We start from the raw sequence: 18,061 nt of genomic DNA on the forward strand, positions 1-18,061 counted from the left end.
CTCGTTGAGCTTTCAAATATGAAAGAAATGGTTATACAAAGAAAGGCAAACTTTCGAACACTTATGATCTACGATCGGAATAACAGCACACTACCCAAAGCCCAGTTTCTTCAGTGCCTCCCGCACATCCTTTTCGTTCTTCATCTTTGCCGTGGCGGGCTTGCCGTCCCGGCTGCCATCCAGCCCGCCGCTCAGTTGTTCGCCTATGCCCTCCAGCCTGCGCAGCCGTGCAGGAAATACCCGCGACGATGTAAGGTCATATACCGTAGTGGCATAGAAGGTACCACTCACCTGCCTGTTCTTTACCGTAGAGGTGGTTATGATGATGAGCTCCTTCGTAGCATCGCTATCGGCATTGGCAAAGAAGGCCGCCTCTACCTTTACCGGGTTGCCATCGTTAGAGAAGCTGTCTACGAACACCCGCTTGTAGCTGCCCTTGCCCACAGGCATAAAGGCATAGGCCAGTATCCTTTTATTGTCTTTGAAGTCTATATCGCCCGTACCCACAGTATAGTTCTGCATGTAAAAGGCAAGCACCGCTGGCTCGGCGGTCCATTCCGTGGTCTCCATGCTGCGGGCGCCCATCTCATCGGTATACCATGCATACAGGGGGCGGCACCGCGTAGCGAACTGCCTTATGGGTTCATCCGTTCCCCGCTTTACCATTTGCCCCATGCCCAGTCCCTTACCGCCCTGCAGCACGGCCTCCGGGCTGGCAAAATACTCATCGCTCAGGTTCTCCATGCACTTCCTTATGCGCAGGTCCCACAATGGCTGGTTCTCCCGCTTGTTGCCAAAGTCGGTCTCGCGCTCATAGTCCTCATACACCTTTTCGCGCTTTTTAGACAGGCCATCATGTATATCGTCTATTTCTTTGTCATAGTTGTTCGCGCTATAGTCGCGGCCGGTGAGCTGCATGCGCAGCATATTAGAGTACAGCAGGGCTATATCATAGTTGTTCTGCTGGTATATAAGTGTGAACTCCTCCTTGTTCTTGCTCCACGATTCGCTCTGGAACGCACATTTCACCTTGAAGTCGAAGTTGACCCTGCCGTTGGGCAGGTGCTCCCCGTTATCTGCCGTGTAGTAGGGCGCAGGCCGTATGAAGGAGATCACATGCTCGTTCTTAGGGTCGGGCTTGCCCAGGAAATCGGCCCACATCAGTGTGCGGTAGTTGTATATCTTTCCTTCAGGTGCTATCCAGCCTATCTGCGCATATGCCGCCGGGCAGGCCAGCAATAGCATGAATGGGAGTATTTTTCTAAGCATAAGGCATTAGTTATGCTCACAAATTATACAATTTCACCTACTTATCGAACATCACTATACATACCCATCGCTCTTCGTTACGAACCTGCTTTCCACACAGGCATTACCATAATTGCTCATTCCCACCCTTCCGCTTACCTTCGCCATAAAATTCGGCATTTGCTCCGCCTCTTCCGAAATAATAGTCCGTTCACCGTACTTGTACTGTTCCTGTTTGCGCTGGTCATAAAGATACAGGCGCTGCTGCACCCGCATGTGCCGCAGCCGGTACCCGGCCATTTCATGTACAACTACATTTTGAGGGCTATGTCGGCGGCCCTTGGGCAAAGCGGTTTTGTATATACCTTCTTTGCCATAGCTGGCCTTTTCCTGCAGTCGCTATATATAAAAAATATAGCTACGCGGCACAAGCTCTTTCCCCGCTACACCTATGTACCCTCATATGTTTACCTGCTACTTACCACCATATACCCCCAGTTCAGCTACTTTGGCGAGACCCAGGTACTCAACTGGCTGCTGCTCGGCGCTGTAGACATCATGTTCTCCTTCACGCAGACCACCCAGCCGCGCAAGCTCATCTACAATGCCGCCTTCCTCCTATGCCTGGCAGCCCTGTTCCAGATGTCGCTGCTGGCCTTTTTCCTGCTGCTGGTGGTAGGCATGGTCATGTTCCGCCCCTTCAACCTCGGCGAGTGGAGCGTGGCGCTCATGGGCTATGCCACACCCATATATTTCCTGCTGTGCATCCTCTTCCTGTTCGACCGCCTCTACCTGCTGCGGCTATGGCCGCATGTGGGGGTATCGCTGTCGGCACATGTGGCCTCGCCGGGCCTGCTCATACTTACCATAGTGGGTATCCTCATATTGTCGGGTACGGGGGTATATGCCATGCGGCAAAATGTACCCCTCAGCAATATCTACGTCCGCCGCGACTGGACCGCCATCACCTTTTACCTGTTCATATCCATGCTTGTGGCCGTCCTCACCGATGCAGCCGTCAAAAGCGCCTGGCTCATGGTCATGCCCGCATTAAGCATTATTATATCTCACGCTTTCCTGCTTGAAAAGAACAAACGGTTTAGTAATTTTATCTTTTATTTTTCTCTGATATACCTGTTGTACTGCATCAGGGCAAATCATTAAACAACACAAATGAAATTCGGTATTATCGTTTTCCCCGGCTCCAACTGCGACCGCGACATGATGCATGCTCTGCGCGATGACCTGAAACAGGAGACCGTTATGCTATGGCACAAAGACCGCGACCTGAGTATGTTCACCACCGACGACTGCATAGTGCTGCCCGGCGGCTTCTCCTACGGCGACTACCTGCGCTGCGGTGCGCTGGCACGCTTCAGCCCCATGATGGAGCAGGTAATAGACTTCGCCAACCGTGGCGGCAAGGTGCTGGGCGTGTGCAATGGCTTCCAGATACTGTGCGAGGCAGGCCTGCTGCCCGGCGTGCTGCTGCTGAACGACCACCAGAAGTTCACCTGCAAGAACGTCTACATCAAAAGCGATAATACGCAGAACCGCATGGGCCTGCTGGTAGGCGATAAGGCGCTGAAGATACCCGTGGCACATGGTGAAGGCCGATACCATGCCGATGCCGATACCCTGAAGCGCCTGCACGATAACAAGCAGGTGGTCTTCCGCTACTGCAACGAGATTGGAGAGATACACATCGACTCCAACCCCAATGGCGCCATCAGCAATATAGCAGGCATATGCAACGAGGGCCGCAACGTCTTCGGTATGATGCCGCACCCCGAAAGGGCCTGCTCTGATGCGCTCAGCAATACCGACGGCCGCAACATACTGATGGCCCTCAGCGCCATGAACTGATAACGACAACAAATGCCCATCTGCACGGTGGGCATTTGCTTTTACTTATAAAAAACATATGTTAAATGTAACGGGCATCAGGCCCGTTTGCCCTGTACCACCCTTATCTTGCATACTATATACAGGCAAGTATCTTTCAATACATAAGTATCACATGCGCATACTCCGTTATTGCTCGTCCATAGTACTGCTGCTGCTGGCTACTGCCGCCAGCGCCCAGTTCCAGCAGGCGCCCACGGCCAGCCCCGCCAAATGGAAATATGAGGTAAAGAAAAAGAGCGGCAACGACTACCAGCTCATCCTGCACCTGGAGCTTGCTAAGGGTTGGCACATATGGTCGCTCACGCCCGGTGGCGATGGCTTCCAGATAGTGCCCTCTGTAGCGTTCGACAATAACCCCAATGTGCAACTCAAAGGCAAGCTCACGGAGAAAGGCCATGCTACCACTACCACCATGGATGGTGTAGATGGCAAGGTCACCTACCTCAGCGGCAATGTGGACTATATACAAGAGGTAACGGTAAAGGGCAGCACACGCATCACCGGCAAGCATACCTGGCAGGTGTGCGACGACAAGCAGTGCCTTGCCCCCACTGACAAAGACTTCGTGTTCGAGATAAAATAATTGAATAATACACCGAATATCTGTGGAAGCGAAAGAGTGCCCCGCGCACATGCGACAGTAGGGACAGATAAGGACCGGACTCCCCGGGCCATCAAAACGATGAAGGATCTGTTATGACGAGAATATACAAGATCATACCCCTGTTCATACTGCTCCTGCTGGGTGCAGGCACGCTACATGCACAGATGGTGAAAGACCCCACCAAGTGGGATATAAAGGCCATAAAGAAACAGGGGCAGGAATACGAGGTGATCTTCAGCATGACCCTCGCCAAGGACTGGCATATATGGTCGCTCACACCCGGTGGCGATGGTCTGCAGGTACCACCCGAGTTCATCTTCAATAAAAATGCTGCACTGAAACTCAATGGCTCTATGGCCGAGACCGGTAAAAAGATCACCGGCCCCATGGATGGCGTAGATGGTATAGTCAATTACTTCACCGATAAGGTCACCTATACACAGAAGGCGACAATTGCCGGCAATAGTACTATCTCGGGCAAATACAGCTACCAGGTATGCGACGACCACATGTGCCTGCCGCCCAAAACGGTAAAGTTCTCTATACAGGTCACCGATGCCGGTGGCGCGCCTATAGATACCACTGCAGCCGCCCCTGCCGCAGATACCGGTGGCCATGTAGCTGCCACTAGCGATAGTGCTGCAGCCACATCCGCTACCGATACCACTAAAAAGACCGCTGCTGCGCATCCCGCTGCCGGCAAAGATGATAATGGTGGCGGTGGCGACAGGTCGCTGCTGGGCCTCTTCCTGCTAAGCCTGGGCGGTGGCCTTATAGCCATATTCACGCCCTGTATCTTTTCTATGATACCCATTACGGTCAGCTTCTTCACCAAGCGCAGCAAGACACGCTCCGAAGGTATCCGTAATGCCATTTATTATTCGCTCTCCATCATAGTCATATTTACGGTGCTGGGTGTGCTCATATCTGCCATATTCGGCGCCTCGGCCCTCAATACCCTCTCTACCGACTGGCGGGCCAATCTCTTCTTCTTCATTCTCATTGTCATATTCGCCATTTCGTTCCTCGGCGCGTTCGAGATCACATTGCCCGCCTCATGGACCAATGTCACCGACTCCCGTGCCGGTGTAGGCAGCTTCATGGGCATATTCTTCATGGCGCTTACGCTGGTCATTGTATCGTTCTCCTGCACCGGCCCTATAGTAGGCACACTGCTTGTAGAGGCATCCAAGGGTGGTATAGCAGGGCCTGCGGTAGGTATGTTCGGCTTCTCTCTGGGTCTTGCCCTGCCGTTCGCGCTGTTCGCCATCTTCCCGGGCCTGGTCAATAAGATGGCCTCATCGGGCGGCTGGCTCAACCAGGTAAAAGTAGTGCTGGGCATTATAGAGCTGATGCTGGCCCTCAAATTCCTCTCCAATGCCGACCTCGCACAGGGCTGGCGCCTGCTGGACAGGGAGATATTCATAGCCATATGGATAGTTCTGGCCATCATACTGGGCATATACCTGCTGGGCAAGCTGAAGTTGTCTCACGACGACGCTCCCGCCAAGAACATTTACGGGCAGGAATATGTATCCATCTTCAAGCTATTCCTGGCCATCACATCGTTCACTTTCGCGGTATACCTGCTGCCCGGCATGTGGGGTGCGCCGCTCAATGGCATGAGCGCCTTCCTGCCTCCTATGGGTACGTTCCATCAGTTCGGCGGCGGTAGCGGCGGCACTACTCACAATGCGCCTGCCGGCGATGTAGCACCTGTGAAGTATGTGCAGGAAATGAAGATATATGAGCCACCCGTGGTCACCGACCTGGGCCTTGTTACCTATTACGAATACGAAGAGGCGCTTGCTGCTTCCAAAAAGCTACACAAGCCCATCATGCTCGATTTCACAGGTATCAACTGTGTGAACTGCCGCAAGATGGAATCGCAGGTATGGTCGCACCCCGAGGTCGCAAAGCGGCTGAAGGAAGACTTCATCGTAGCATCTCTCTATAGCGATATGAACCGCATAGAGTTGCCTAAGGAACAGCAGTACTACTCCAAAGATCTCGGCTCTGATATCGTTACACTCGGCAACCGCAATGCCGATATACAGGCCTCCAAGTTCGGCTCCAACTCCCAGCCCTTCTATTTTTATGTCGATGAGAATGGCAACAAGCTGGCCGATGCAGGCTACTCTTACGATCCCGATGTACAGAAGTTCATCGCCCACCTCGACAAGGTAAAAGAAAGATACAGGGCCCAAAACAATTAACGCATTTCTATAAAGACCCGGCCACAAAGGCCCGTTCATCTTTCAAGTGAACGGGCCTTTTACTTTTTCATATACCCACTGGCGCGGGTATGGGGCCAAGCCCTGTGCATAGCCGACCCGTGTCTACATAAAAGAACCGATCTGCGGTCGGGCAATATGAGCGCCTTTTATTTTGCCGTTCCCTGCCACGGCTTTAGCTTTACACCATGCCCGTCCGCATACAGCGTTATATCGCCATCCTGTCCGTAGTGCTTTTTGCAGCCAAGATGCTGGCATGGTGGCTCACCCACTCCGTCACCGTACTTACCGATGCGCTGGAAGGCATCGTCAATATGGTGGCAGGCTTCCTAGGCCTCTACAGCGTGGTGCTGGCCGCCCGCCCCCGCGATACCGACCACCCCTATGGTCATGGCAAGGTCGAGTTCATATCTGCCGGTATAGAGGGTACCCTCATCATCATTGCAGGCGGTGTCATAGTATACGAGGGTGTTCACAACCTGTTCATCCCACACACACTGCAGCACCTCAATATAGGTCTGGCCATCGTATCTGCTGCGGGGCTCATCAACTACCTTGCGGGCAGCTATGCGGTAAAGCAGGGGCAAAAGCTCAATAGCATGGTCATCACATCGGCAGGCGCACACCTCCTTACCGATGCCTATTCTACTATAGCCGTCATTGTAGGTGTGTCCATCATATTGCTTACCAACAACCAGTGGCCCTGGCTCGATGCCGTGGTGGCGCTCTTCTTTGCCATCATCACCATACGCACGGGTTACAAGGTATTGCGCCGCTCCATATCGGGCATGATGGACGAGATGGACCTCGGCACCCTGAAGAAAGTGATAGAGGTGTTGCAACAGCATCGCCACCCGGAGTGGATAGACCTGCATAACCTGCGTGTCATACAGTACGGCAGCCTCATGCACATCGATGCGCACCTTACCCTGCCCTGGTACCATAAGGTAGCCGATGCCGATAAAGAGATACACGAGCTGGAAGCCCTCATGCGCAGCCACCTCAGCGACCAGGTAGAGCTTTTCATACATATAGACGGCTGCATGCCCTACCAGTGCAAACTATGCGCCGTACCCGATTGCCCAGTGCGCCAGGAGCCGCTGCAGGCACAACTGCAATGGGACATCAACAACGTTTGGACAGATGCCAAGCACGGCAAGGGTAGTTAACGATAAAGATCAGGTATAGCAAATGAGGCCACTGACGCGGGTCTGGGGCATAGCCGACCCGTGTCCACATAAAAGAACCGATCTGCGATCGGATAATGGATTGATAAATGAGACCTCTGTGATAAGCCCACAACAGCATCACATACTTTGCGCTATGATACCGGCCAGTCTTGCCGCAGCATCGCTGCCCAACGCCACACCCATGCCCCCCATCCTGAATGCCCCGTACACACGCCCCGATATAGCTCTCACTATAGGCTTCCGCACACTGCCAAAGGCCATTATGCCTGCCCACCGCTGCGCCACGGTATAGGTGGTATATGGCAGTATCATATTGCGCAGCTTATCGTCCAGGTCGGCCTGTATCTGTTCGTTCAGGGCTATCTCTGTGGTGGTCTCTCCCTCTATGTCCATATTACGCCCACCGCCGAACAGCACCCTCCCATTTATCTCCCTGAAATAATAGTACCCCTTGTCAAAATGATACACCCCTCGCAACTTCAGCCCCGGCACGGGGTCCGTTATCAGTACCTGCCCTCTTCCGGGTGTCACCTCTTCATGCGGTAGCAGGCTGCGGGTAAATGCGTTCGTGCAAATGCTCAGTGCCGCACAGCGCAGTGGCCACACCTCCTTCCTGAAGGGGTCCTGCACAGCTACATTCACACCCTTATCATCCTCCTCATAGTTCTTTACCTCGGCCCCTGTCTTTATCTCCACACCCAGCGTCAGGGCCATATCTGTGAGGGCACGCATCATCATGCCCGTATGCAGGCCGCCCTCGCAGGTATTCTCTATCAGCGCTCTTGCATATGCCCCACCAAACCCGAATTCCGATATACGCCCGTTCGCAGGTACAAATGCATCTTTGCCTGTCACCGGCCGCAGCAGGTCGTTCAGGTATGCCAGCCTGTTCAGTGCATCGTATTCCTTATCGCTTATCAGCTCATGGCTGCCATTGGCCCTGTAGCCTATCCGTTCATCGCCCAGCCTTCCTCTCAATTTCACCAGCCCCTCTCTCCTTGCCGCAAAGAGCGATACCACCTCTTCCTCACTGTTCCGTTCCAGGTCGTCTAGCAGCTCGGTGGCGCTGCCCATACAGGCAAAGCCTGCATTGCGCGTGCTCGCTCCCGTAGGCAGCAGTCCCCGCTCCAGCACCAGTACCCGCTGCTGCGGCATCCGCTCGCGCAGCTCTATGGCCAGGCTCAGGCCCACTATACCCGACCCCACTATTATATGGTCGTAAAAGGAGAAGCTCTCCTGTTCCCAGTAACTAAGCATACCATAAAAGTAAACAGTACACACTAAAAAGCAGCGGCCTTGCAGGTACACTGCAAGGCCGCCATTCATATCATCCCAGTACATCTACGCTATGCTCACCTTTGGCTTCCCGGCCACTTTCTTACTGCGCCTGCCCCACCATATCATGAAACCCGTCACCGGCAGGCTGGCCGCCAGCAGGCTGGCAAAGAATGCCAGTACCTTACCTGCCAAACCCCATACTGCGCCTACATGTATGTCGTAGTTCATCCTTGCTATCTTGTCGGCCACGGTAGTATTGTGCAGGCGGCCATAGGCATGGGTCACCTCTACCTCTTGCAGGCTATACTGGTCAAAGTAGCGGTAGTCCGTCTTCCAGTAGGTGCTCGCATCGGGGTTCATAGCTGCCTCTATCGCTCCCGTATCGCTCTGCGGAAAGTGCACTTCTATCGTCTCAGCGGTAGCATGCTCGGCATTCATCTTTTTCCATATACGGTCCACGGCAGGCTCTTCGCCCGCTGCTGCCATGTTGTTCTTCTTCGATACCGGCTCGTAGAATGCCACGGCCTGCTTACCGCCCGATGCCACCCAATATATAGATATGGACACCCACTGAAAGCCCCACACCAGCCCTGTGATGGCTATGAAAATGGCCACCCAGCTCATATAGAAGCCCAGCACATTATGCATATCATAGTTCACCCGCCTCCACTTGGCGCTCCACTTTACAGAGAAACGCTGCTTGCGTGCGGCCTTGTTCTTTGGCCACCACAGTACTATCCCCGTTATCATCATCACCACGAATACCAGCGTTGCCGATGCTACTATAGGTTTACCAATGTCAGGTGGAAGCCACAGGTAAAAATGCCCGTTCACCACTATCCTGAAGAAGTCATCGTCCATGTTCTTCACCTTTAGTACCTGCCCCGAATAGGGATCTAGATACACCAGGTAGTAGTATTCAGGTTCATCATGGTAAAAGGTCACTACTACTGCTTTGTCCTTGCCACCATAGGTCACACTATGTGCCAGCTTTCCTGGCAGTTGTGCATTGGCTATGGCATACATGCGCGATGGCGCTATGTAGGCATCATTATGCGGTGTCACATACTGGTACGGCTTCGATACAGATTCTATCTCGCGCTGAAAGGCCAGTATGCACCCTGTGATACCCAGGAATAAAACCACTAGCCCGGACGCGAGTCCGAGCCAGAGGTGTATCTTCCCTATCGTTTTTTTTATCCTCATTAGAAACTGTAACCTACTGTCACCCTGAAATTGCGGGGGGCTTCAGCCTGCCAGTAGTAGGCGCCCACCCAGCTATAGTACGATCCGCTGTACAGGTATTCGTTCAGCATATTGAATACATTGGCAGTTACACGCAGCTTGTCGTTCTCCCAGCTCAGGCCGCCATCTACTTTCAGGTAGTTAGGCAGTGTAATGGATGGATCCGGTGCGGCCTCCCAGTATGTGGCCCTGTCGCCCAGGTAGGTAGCGCCGCAGTTGATGCCGAAGCCTTTCAGCGCACCGTTCTGTATGCGGTAGGTAAGCCATGCGTTGGCGGTATGCTTAGAGAAACCGGGCACCAGGTCACCCTCTTTCAGCGCTGTTACGCCCTCCGCTACTTTCAGCACCCTCGAATCTGTATAGGCATAGTTCACTATTATGCTCAGGTTCCTGGTTATGGTACCTTTCACATCCAGCTCCACACCCTGCGATACCTTCTGGCCCAGCTCTATGCTCAGGCCCGATGAAGGCAACTGTGTAGGATCGGCTATCAGCTCATTGTTCTTCAGTATGCGGTACACGGTCAGGCCCGAGCTCCAGCGGCCGCCATCCCATTGCTTCTTCACACCTGCCTCCGTATTGTTGCCTGTTATAGGCTGCACCTTGTCGCCATTGGTCAGTATACCGCTCTGCGGTACAAAGGCCTGGTCGTACAGGGCATATACCGCTGTCTGCTCGCTCAGCGAAACGCTAAGGCCTGCACGGGGCGTGAAGTGCTGCGCCTTGTTAGCAGGGCCTGCATATGCCTGTTTCAGGTCGGTATACCGGCCTGCCAGTGTCAGCCTTGCTTTGTTATCAAAGAAGCCCAGCTCGTCCTGTACATACAGGCTGCTATAGGTCATGTTCTGGTAGCCATAGCCTGCCTGCGCGCGCTCTGCCAGTGGCTTTGTCCTGTCAAATTCAGGATAGCCTGTCACAGGCACACCCAGGTTCGGGTTCTTTGGGTCAAAGAGGTTGGCGCTGTCGTCCAGGTCGTGCGACTGGCTCCAGTCTGCCAGGTAGTCTTTGTTGCCCATGTCCACACCACCCAGTATGTTGTGCGTCACTGCTCCCGTAGTAGCCTTACCGTTCACAAATATCTGGCCCATGCTCATGTTGCTCGTAGCATCCCATATGCCTATGTTGCGTATCATGGTGCCGTCGGGGTTCACCTTGCTCGGCCACATCGATGCACCCTGCTGGTAGTACTGGAAACGTGCCACCTGGCCCGTTACACGCCAGTTGTCATTTATGTTGTGCTGCATGTTCAGGTACAGGCTATGGTCGTCTATACGCACACCGGGTGTACCTGCAGGTAGCGAGGTGAAGTCTACAGGCAGTGTAGCATAGCCATCCGGAGAGAACACATAGTAAGAGCCCACATTGCTCATATTGGCACGCTGGTAGGTATACTCCATGGTCACCTTTGTCTTGTCGTCCAGTTGGTAGCTTACCACGGGCGCTATGGTATAGCGGTCGTTATACTCGTTCGCCCTGAAAGACCCCTTGTTCTGCCCTGCTACGTTCAGCCTGTACAGCACTTTGCCGTTCTTGCTCAGTTTGCCGTCCAGGTCCAGCGCGCCCCTGAAGAGGCCATAGCTGCCCATCGTCAGGCTCACTTCGCCCTTCTCTACGCCTGTAGGTTTTTTGGTCACCACATTGTACATACCTGCAGGATCCCCGCTAGACAGCATGAAACCCGCAGGGCCTTTCACGAATTCTATCGTCTCTACAAAGCTCATATCTTCTGTAAGCGGGCCCCAGTAAGAGTTCACTACATTGAAGCCATTGCGGAAGGCCTGTATCTGCGCACCGCGTGCCGATATATTGGTGTACATATCGCCCCAGTGCTCCATGCGCACCAGGCCGCTCACATTACGCACCAGGCCGTCGCTCATGCTTATCACCTGCTGGTCTTTCAGCATCTTGCCGGTCACTACCTGTATGTTCTGTGGCACCTCGTGTATGGGTGTCGTCAGGCGCAGCCCGCTCGATGTCGTTTTGCTGTTATACCTGTTCGCATTGTCCTTTATGGTCACTTCTTCCAGTGTCCTTGCGCTCTCTGTCAGCGCTATCTCTATAGTAGCTGTCTCACCCTCGGCCACTGTCAGGTTCTTTTGTATGGCCGCGCGTCCTGCCGGCGATACTACTATAGTATGCGCACCGGCTTTTACGTCCTTTATAGTAAAGTTTCCTTTCCTGTCTGTGGTGGCTCCCTTGGTCGTGCCCAGCACGCCCACGTTTATGAATTCTGCAGGCACATTGTCAGAGGTCTTTATGGTACCCGTTATGGTACCGCTCTGTGCCAGTATTACCCCGCTTGTAAATAGCAGAATGAATAGAATAATGGTCGATCTCATGCTTTTTGAATTTTTCTGGCCGCGAAAGTATACAGGCATACACCCGGCCATCTTCAAAAACGGGAGATCGATCTTTATAAACGGGAATATCAGCGAATGGCATATGACCGCACAACAACGTGCGGCCGAGGCAATAACATTAAATGATCACTTGAATATATACATTTAGCCCTACCGCCGCTCTTACTCTTTCACCACCTTTATCGCCTGGCGTTGGGTAGCGGTCTCAGCACGCAGCAGGTATATGCCCGCAGGCAGGCTGTTCATTGGCAATATAAAGGCATCATTATAGCCACGGCTAAAGGTCCTCTCAGCCGTCAGTATCATCCTGCCTGTTACATCTATCACGGCAAAAGATACCGGCCCATCCTCATCGGGCGCTACTACTATGCGCAGCTCATTGCCTACAGGGTTGGGCGCTGCACTTACCCATACCCCCGGCGCAAAAGGCTTTACGTCTTTCACACTCATTGCCTGCTTAGAGCAGCCAAGGTCGGGTATGCCATAGCCTTGCTGGGCCGTGGGGGCGGTATACCTGCTGGCGCAGCGTATTATGGCGTCCCTCAGTTGGTAGGGCGTTGCCGTAGGATAGGCCTGCCACAGACATGCCGCCCAGCCCGCTATCTGCGGGGTAGAGAAAGATGTACCGTTCTGATTGCCATAGCCCGACCCTACGAATACCGCTGCAGACTGCCCCATACCGCACACATCGGGCTTCACGCGGCCTGCCGCATTGGGGCCAAAGCCACTGTTCGCAGCGCTCACGCCCGAATAGTCTACCGATCCTATGGTCAGTGCGCTGTCGGCATCGCCGGGGGTCAGTATCATGTTCCAGCCACCACCGCCCTCGTTTCCTGCCGATGTCACAAAGAGTATACCCTTCCGTGTGGCCATATTGGCGGCCTGCGCGGCAATAGTGGTATTGCCGTCAAAGTCTGCCGCGAACACGAAGTTGTCCGCCGCATCATCAAATAGGTTATACCCCAGCGAAGACGATATCACATCCACGCCTATGCTGTCGGCGCGTTCGCTGGCCATCAGCATATTTGCTAGCTCTATACGCTGCTCCGAAAAATTGTCCTCTGTCACATACAGCGCATACGATGCCATAGGCGCGCTGCCTATATAGGTGCCGGGCTCATATCCCGCCATGGTCGATAGCGCCCTGGTGCCATGCGTATCATACGCATATACCTCATCTGTCCCCAGCTTGAAGTTGTGCTTGTCTACCACCCTGCCGCCGCTCACCATAGCGGCAAAGCCCGGGTGTGTGTCCACATCCAGGAAACCTGCATCCATTACAGCTATCAGCTTGCCATTGCCTGTATAGCCGGCATTGTGCAGTACATCGCCATGCACCAGCCCGGTCTGTACCCAGGTGTTCAGGTAATCCGAACCCGTCCATGTTTTTTTATATCCCTGTGCGCCGGTGGCAGGTACGCCATCATCCGGCACAGGCCTCCGCAGCGAGTCTGCATAATACCCCACCTGCCTTATGCTGCTCACATAGGGTTTGCCCTCTATGTTGTGTATCATGGCCGAGTCGCGCAGAAGTATCACGCACATGTTCAGCCATTTCGATGTTCCGTGCAGCTTGCCGTCCGTCAGGCTTAGTACGGTATCTATATAAGTGGTATTTACAGGCAGGTCGGTACTGTCTATGGCTATGCCCTGTGTGGTACGCCTCAGCAGCGCACGCGAAGAAAGATATGAAAGCGGGGAAGAAAGGCTGTAAGTGGTATTGTTCTTGTCTGTAAAGCGCACCATGTATGCGAATTGCTCGGCCCACAGGTCGCTACCTGCCGCTACCATTGCGGCTATCAGCAATATCACTCTTGCACTGCGGCACATATTAGTTGTGGTCTATAGCCCTCATCACTACCGACACCCCGTTCAGGCACTGCGAGTTGTACGCCCTGTACGTCCAGTGAGTGAACTCACGGTACACAAGGCCCACATTATATGCATATACCGCTTTCGAATAGGTACGGTAGGCGGCCACACCCGTGTCCACACCCGGGTAGTTCACCGACTCGTCATTCTCCAGCACGGTCACGGTATTATCAAAGTTCAGTTTCGCCGTATTGTACGACTTCTGGTAATTCATGTATTGGTAGTCCCAGTTCGTAAGGTAGGTCATGGTAGGATCTGTGGCAGGTACATAAACATTACCCTTCCACTTTATACCCTCCGTTATCGGGAACATCATTTTCACATACCTCACCCCATCCTGAGACCAGTTAAGGCTGTTGCCCGTGGGGTTCAGCAGTATCACGCTGTGGGGTATCCACGGCGCACCTTCGTACGGCCGTGCAAATATGTCCACTATGTAGTTCAGCCTGTTATAAAAGTTGCTCCTGTCGGTAAAGGTGTCCGTCACCACATACTTCAACTGCGATTTTATGCGGTATTGCGTACACAGGTTCTCATCATAATAGATAGAATCCACATCGTACGTCACATATTTACCGAATGTCAGTGGAAAGTAGTTACGGGTGATATCACCTGTTTCCTCATTTTTTTTCCGGCACGAACTAAGAAGCGCAACACATGCAGCAACGAGCAATAACAGCGAGAAGACCTTTTTAGCCATAGGTACTTGGGTGCAGAATACGTTTAAGAACGTAAATATAATAAAATAAACCGAAAAGAGGTATTTATTCTTGAGCAGCAGGTAAAAGGGTAAATAGTTAAAAGGTGAAAGGGTAAAATGGCAAAAAGGATAAATGGTCGAATGGGGAATGCCGAATGTATCCTCTAAATGCAAAAGGCAACAGCTCATTCCCTTATTAGCGGATCGACCTATTACCTTTTTAACGAATTACCTTTTTAACGGATCGCCCAATTAGCGCAGCCCCTGCCCGAAGAAACGGCAGTCGTAAGACGATGTATCCCTTTCTACATGGTACACCAGCCACAGCGAGTCGTTCCTCATCCTGCCGCTGCCTATATAGGTGAGGCTGTTGTTACTGCCCTGAAAGGTAAAGGTGTCTACGCCCTGCATGGTGCAGTAGGCGCTGTCGTCCATATCATTCAGTATGTTCTTCATTATCATTTCGCGCGGGTCGCCCAGGTTCGCACGGAAGTAGATGGGATAGGTGAAGTACAGCACGGTGTCCGACGAGCAGGTATCGCGCCCGTTATACGTCTTCATGAACTTGTCGCGGCTCAATATCTCGCACCTTGCACCCTCAAAGCCCGTAGGGCATACACATTTCCCGCCATCGCAGGCTCCCAGGTTCAGGCATATCACGTTCTCACACTCATCTCTCTTACAGGCGGTATAGGTTATCACCGAAAAAAGGGCTGCAATGACCGCGACCGTAAGCAATATGTTGCGCTTCAGCATAAGTAAAAGCTATTTTATTTTGAGTACGCTAAAATATCTATCTTCTGATCAAAGATAATCTACAAGACGGTATTTTTCACATATTCGTGAGTATAAATGAGCATATATACCCCTGACCCACCCAAAAATACAGGCCCCGCAAATTACGGGGCCTGTCAGTTCTCACGGTGTCAGGGAAATGTCTTTCACCAGCTTGTACCGGTATGTGGTACAAATCTAAGCATAAGAAGTGATGTATTTATCTTTTGCGTGCAAAGTTTTGTTCACCCCATTCATGCCCTTGTACGCAACACGCCCAACATACTGTATCTTCGTGTTTTGCGTTATTCCTCCGAAGACCGGTAAATATTCATGCGATACGGAAAGATCCTCGCGATCCTTATATTCTTACTCTCCTCTCTCACGGCAGCGGCCCAGCGGCCTGCCCTGTCCATGCCCGATCACGATGACAAGCTCTATTATTTCGGCATCTCCTTCGGGTTCAATTATTCCGTTCACCGCATCAATTATTCTACCTCCTTCGCCACTACCGATACCTTCAAGCGCATTCAGCCCCTCTGGAAGCCCGGCTTCAACATGGGCCTTATGGGCAACCTCCGCCTCACCTCTTTCATAGACCTCCGTTTCTTACCCACCCTCGTCTTCACCGAAAAACGCATGCGGTTCGAATACGGTATACCCAAAGACAGCATTGCCGACAGGTCCATAGAGTCCATCTACATGCACCTGCCTATACAGTTCAAGTTCAAGAGCGATCGTATGAAGAACTTTCGCTTCTATGGCCTTGCCGGTGGCAAGTTCGATTACGACCTGGCAGCCAATGCCCGCTCCCGCCGCTCTGACGAATTTCTGAAGATAACACCCATAGATGTAGGTATGGAGTTCGGCGTAGGCTTCGAGTTCTTCAACCCCAACTTCATCTTCTCTCCCGAGATAAAGTTGAGCCAGGGCTTTGCCAACCAGCTCTTCCGCGACCCCGAGCTACCCCTCACCAACGCCATAGACCGCCTCAGCACCCGTATGATAGTTATCTCCTTCCATTTGGAGGGGTAAATGGATCCCCTTCCCCATTTCCCCCCAATTTCTGCACTCCATACCCAAGGTTTGCTGCAAGCCGTACGTCTTATATAGCATACACCACTGCCTATGAAGAAGATATTCCTCCTGCACATTGTTTCCATAATGGCCCACGCTCTAGATGCGCAGATAATAACTACGGTGGCGGGTGGAGGCTCTGCCGGGCTAGGTGATGGCGGTGCTGCTACCAATTGTCAGCTATATGAACCGAGTGGAATAACAACAGATGCGGCAGGTAATATGTATATCGCAGACAGAGCCAGCCACCGTATTCGGAAAGTGAATACAGCGGGTATAGTATCTACAATAGCAGGAACAGGCATTGCAGGATACTTAGGCGATAATGGACCTGCGACATTAGCAAAGCTTGCTGAGCCAATTGGGATAGCAATAGATGCGGCAGGTAATATCTTTTTTTCAGAAGTGGGGAATAGCTGTGTACGAAAGATAAATACTGCTGGCATCATAACCACTATTGCGGGAAATGGTACCATGGGGTATTCCGGTACCGGTGGACCCGCTACAAATGCGCAACTAAGTGGCCCCGGCTACATTGCATTAGATGCAGCAGGCAACATATACATACCTGAATATGATAATCATTGTGTAAGGAAAGTAGATGTGTCAACGGGCTTGATCTCTTTGATAGCAGGTACCAACATATCTGGTTATAGTGGCGATGACGGCCCTGCTACCGATGCTAAGATGCGAAGCCCGCAAGCAGTAGCTTTAGATGGACTCGGAAATATGTATATAGCTGATTATACCGATTTCCGTATTCGAAAAGTAGACCCTTCCGGTATTATAACTACGGTAGCAGGTACAGGTATGGAAGGATATAATGGTGACAATATCATGGCAACGGCCGCCGACATTAAAAAGCCAGTGTATCTTGCAACAGATAATTCTAATAATGTCTATATAAGCGATACTTATAACTATAGGGTGAGAAAGATAAGTAGTTCTGGTATCATCTCAACAATAGCAGGTCAGGGAGTAGGTGGATTTAGCGGAGATAACGGTCTTGCCACCGGGGCTAAATTTCAAGGTATTACAGGTCTAAAAATTGATCTAGCAGGTAATGTATTTGTTAGTGACGCCATCGTAAACCGTGTACGGCGCATAAGTGCTCCTGTAAAACTCAATGTGGTGCAGAGATCAGGGCCGGATGTGAGAGTATACCCAAACCCAAGTAGTGGACATTTTATGATAAGAATAAATAGCGATATGCGAGAAGAGGCTTTAGTAAGGGTGGTAAATGCTATGGGTAGCATAATAACTGAGATGCATATACCGACCGATCAAGCTATGCCTATAGACTTGGATGTACCTACTGGTATCTATTTGCTGTCCGTTTGGCTAAATGGCACAATAGCGACAGAAAAGATAAACGTAATTCGATAACCACTCGTCCTCGTCTGTGACGAGGATGCAACGGCAGTGCGTTTGCAACGCACGAGATCCCCACTGGCGAGAGAGTTAGCGCAGCGCTCTCGTGCCACACACAGGTCAGCCGGTCTGCGACCATAAGTGTTCGAAAGTTTGCCTTTCTTTGTATAACCATTTCTTTCATATTTGAAAGCTCAACG

15 protein-coding genes are annotated in these 18,061 nt (G+C 52.1%); 8 read left to right on the top strand and 7 right to left on the bottom strand.

Going from position 1 to position 18,061, the window contains the following annotated elements; translation table 11 throughout:
* Positions 1-90 precede the first annotated feature (90 nt).
* Positions 91-1,269 (bottom strand): hypothetical protein, encoded by a 1,179-nt coding sequence (locus tag ABD843_RS10565; protein WP_345082713.1) that lies wholly within the window; start codon positions 1,267-1,269, stop codon positions 91-93.
* A gap of 159 nt (positions 1,270-1,428) precedes the next feature.
* Between ABD843_RS10565 and ABD843_RS10570 the strand changes: the two genes are divergently transcribed.
* From ABD843_RS10570 to ABD843_RS10590, 6 genes are all read left to right on the top strand, one after another.
* Complete coding sequence (locus tag ABD843_RS10570; RefSeq protein ID WP_345082717.1) at positions 1,429-2,412, top strand: hypothetical protein; 984 nt, start codon at positions 1,429-1,431, stop codon at positions 2,410-2,412.
* A 9-nt stretch (positions 2,413-2,421) separates the two neighbouring features.
* Positions 2,422-3,114 carry a phosphoribosylformylglycinamidine synthase subunit PurQ gene (gene purQ / locus ABD843_RS10575; protein WP_345082721.1) on the top strand — a complete coding sequence of 231 codons (693 nt, stop codon included), beginning with the start codon at positions 2,422-2,424 and terminating at the stop codon, positions 3,112-3,114.
* 154 nt (positions 3,115-3,268) lie between these two features.
* Positions 3,269-3,739, top strand: a complete 471-nt coding sequence (locus tag ABD843_RS10580; RefSeq protein WP_345082724.1) for a protein-disulfide reductase DsbD domain-containing protein — start codon at positions 3,269-3,271, stop codon at positions 3,737-3,739.
* A 113-nt stretch (positions 3,740-3,852) separates the two neighbouring features.
* Entirely contained in the window at positions 3,853-5,976 is a 2,124-nt protein-coding gene (locus tag ABD843_RS10585; RefSeq protein ID WP_345082727.1) for a protein-disulfide reductase DsbD family protein, read from the top strand.
* Between the two features lie 102 nt (positions 5,977-6,078).
* Positions 6,079-6,225 (top strand): hypothetical protein, encoded by a 147-nt coding sequence (locus ABD843_RS16415; protein WP_425575732.1) that lies wholly within the window; start codon positions 6,079-6,081, stop codon positions 6,223-6,225.
* The gene (locus ABD843_RS10590; RefSeq protein ID WP_345082731.1) at positions 6,183-7,163 is read left to right on the top strand and encodes a cation diffusion facilitator family transporter; all 981 of its coding nucleotides are present in this window, start codon (positions 6,183-6,185) and stop codon (positions 7,161-7,163) included. The genes ABD843_RS16415 and ABD843_RS10590 overlap by 43 nt, the downstream gene beginning before the upstream one ends.
* A gap of 138 nt (positions 7,164-7,301) precedes the next feature.
* Here ABD843_RS10590 and ABD843_RS10595 read toward each other — a convergent pair whose 3' ends face one another.
* From ABD843_RS10595 to ABD843_RS10620, 6 genes are all read right to left on the bottom strand, one after another.
* On the bottom strand, positions 7,302-8,441 hold the full coding sequence (locus tag ABD843_RS10595; protein WP_345082734.1) for an NAD(P)/FAD-dependent oxidoreductase: 1,140 nt from the start codon (positions 8,439-8,441) through the stop codon (positions 7,302-7,304).
* Positions 8,442-8,525: 84 nt separating this feature from the next.
* Positions 8,526-9,668 (bottom strand): PepSY-associated TM helix domain-containing protein, encoded by a 1,143-nt coding sequence (locus ABD843_RS10600; RefSeq protein WP_345082736.1) that lies wholly within the window; start codon positions 9,666-9,668, stop codon positions 8,526-8,528.
* On the bottom strand, positions 9,668-12,046 hold the full coding sequence (locus ABD843_RS10605) for a TonB-dependent siderophore receptor (protein ID WP_345082739.1): 2,379 nt from the start codon (positions 12,044-12,046) through the stop codon (positions 9,668-9,670). Before ABD843_RS10605 ends, ABD843_RS10600 begins: the two co-directional genes overlap by 1 nt.
* Before the next feature lie 183 nt (positions 12,047-12,229).
* On the bottom strand, positions 12,230-13,897 hold the full coding sequence (locus ABD843_RS10610) for a S8 family peptidase (protein ID WP_345082742.1): 1,668 nt from the start codon (positions 13,895-13,897) through the stop codon (positions 12,230-12,232).
* Position 13,898: 1 nt separating this feature from the next.
* Entirely contained in the window at positions 13,899-14,639 is a 741-nt protein-coding gene (locus tag ABD843_RS10615; RefSeq protein WP_345082744.1) for a hypothetical protein, read from the bottom strand.
* 252 nt (positions 14,640-14,891) lie between these two features.
* Positions 14,892-15,395, bottom strand: coding sequence for a calcium-binding EGF-like domain-containing protein (locus ABD843_RS10620; protein ID WP_345082747.1), 504 nt, complete (start codon positions 15,393-15,395; stop codon positions 14,892-14,894).
* 351 nt (positions 15,396-15,746) lie between these two features.
* Between ABD843_RS10620 and porT the strand changes: the two genes are divergently transcribed.
* Together porT and ABD843_RS10630 are read left to right on the top strand one after the other, a co-directional pair.
* The gene (porT, locus tag ABD843_RS10625) at positions 15,747-16,448 is read left to right on the top strand and encodes a type IX secretion/gliding motility protein PorT/SprT (protein ID WP_345082750.1); all 702 of its coding nucleotides are present in this window, start codon (positions 15,747-15,749) and stop codon (positions 16,446-16,448) included.
* 93 nt (positions 16,449-16,541) lie between these two features.
* Complete coding sequence (locus ABD843_RS10630) at positions 16,542-17,876, top strand: NHL domain-containing protein (protein ID WP_345082753.1); 1,335 nt, start codon at positions 16,542-16,544, stop codon at positions 17,874-17,876.
* The last annotated feature ends 185 nt before the right edge of the window (positions 17,877-18,061 follow it).

This window comes from Nemorincola caseinilytica (assembly GCF_039540515.1).
GTDB lineage: Bacteria > Bacteroidota > Bacteroidia > Chitinophagales > Chitinophagaceae > Nemorincola > Nemorincola caseinilytica.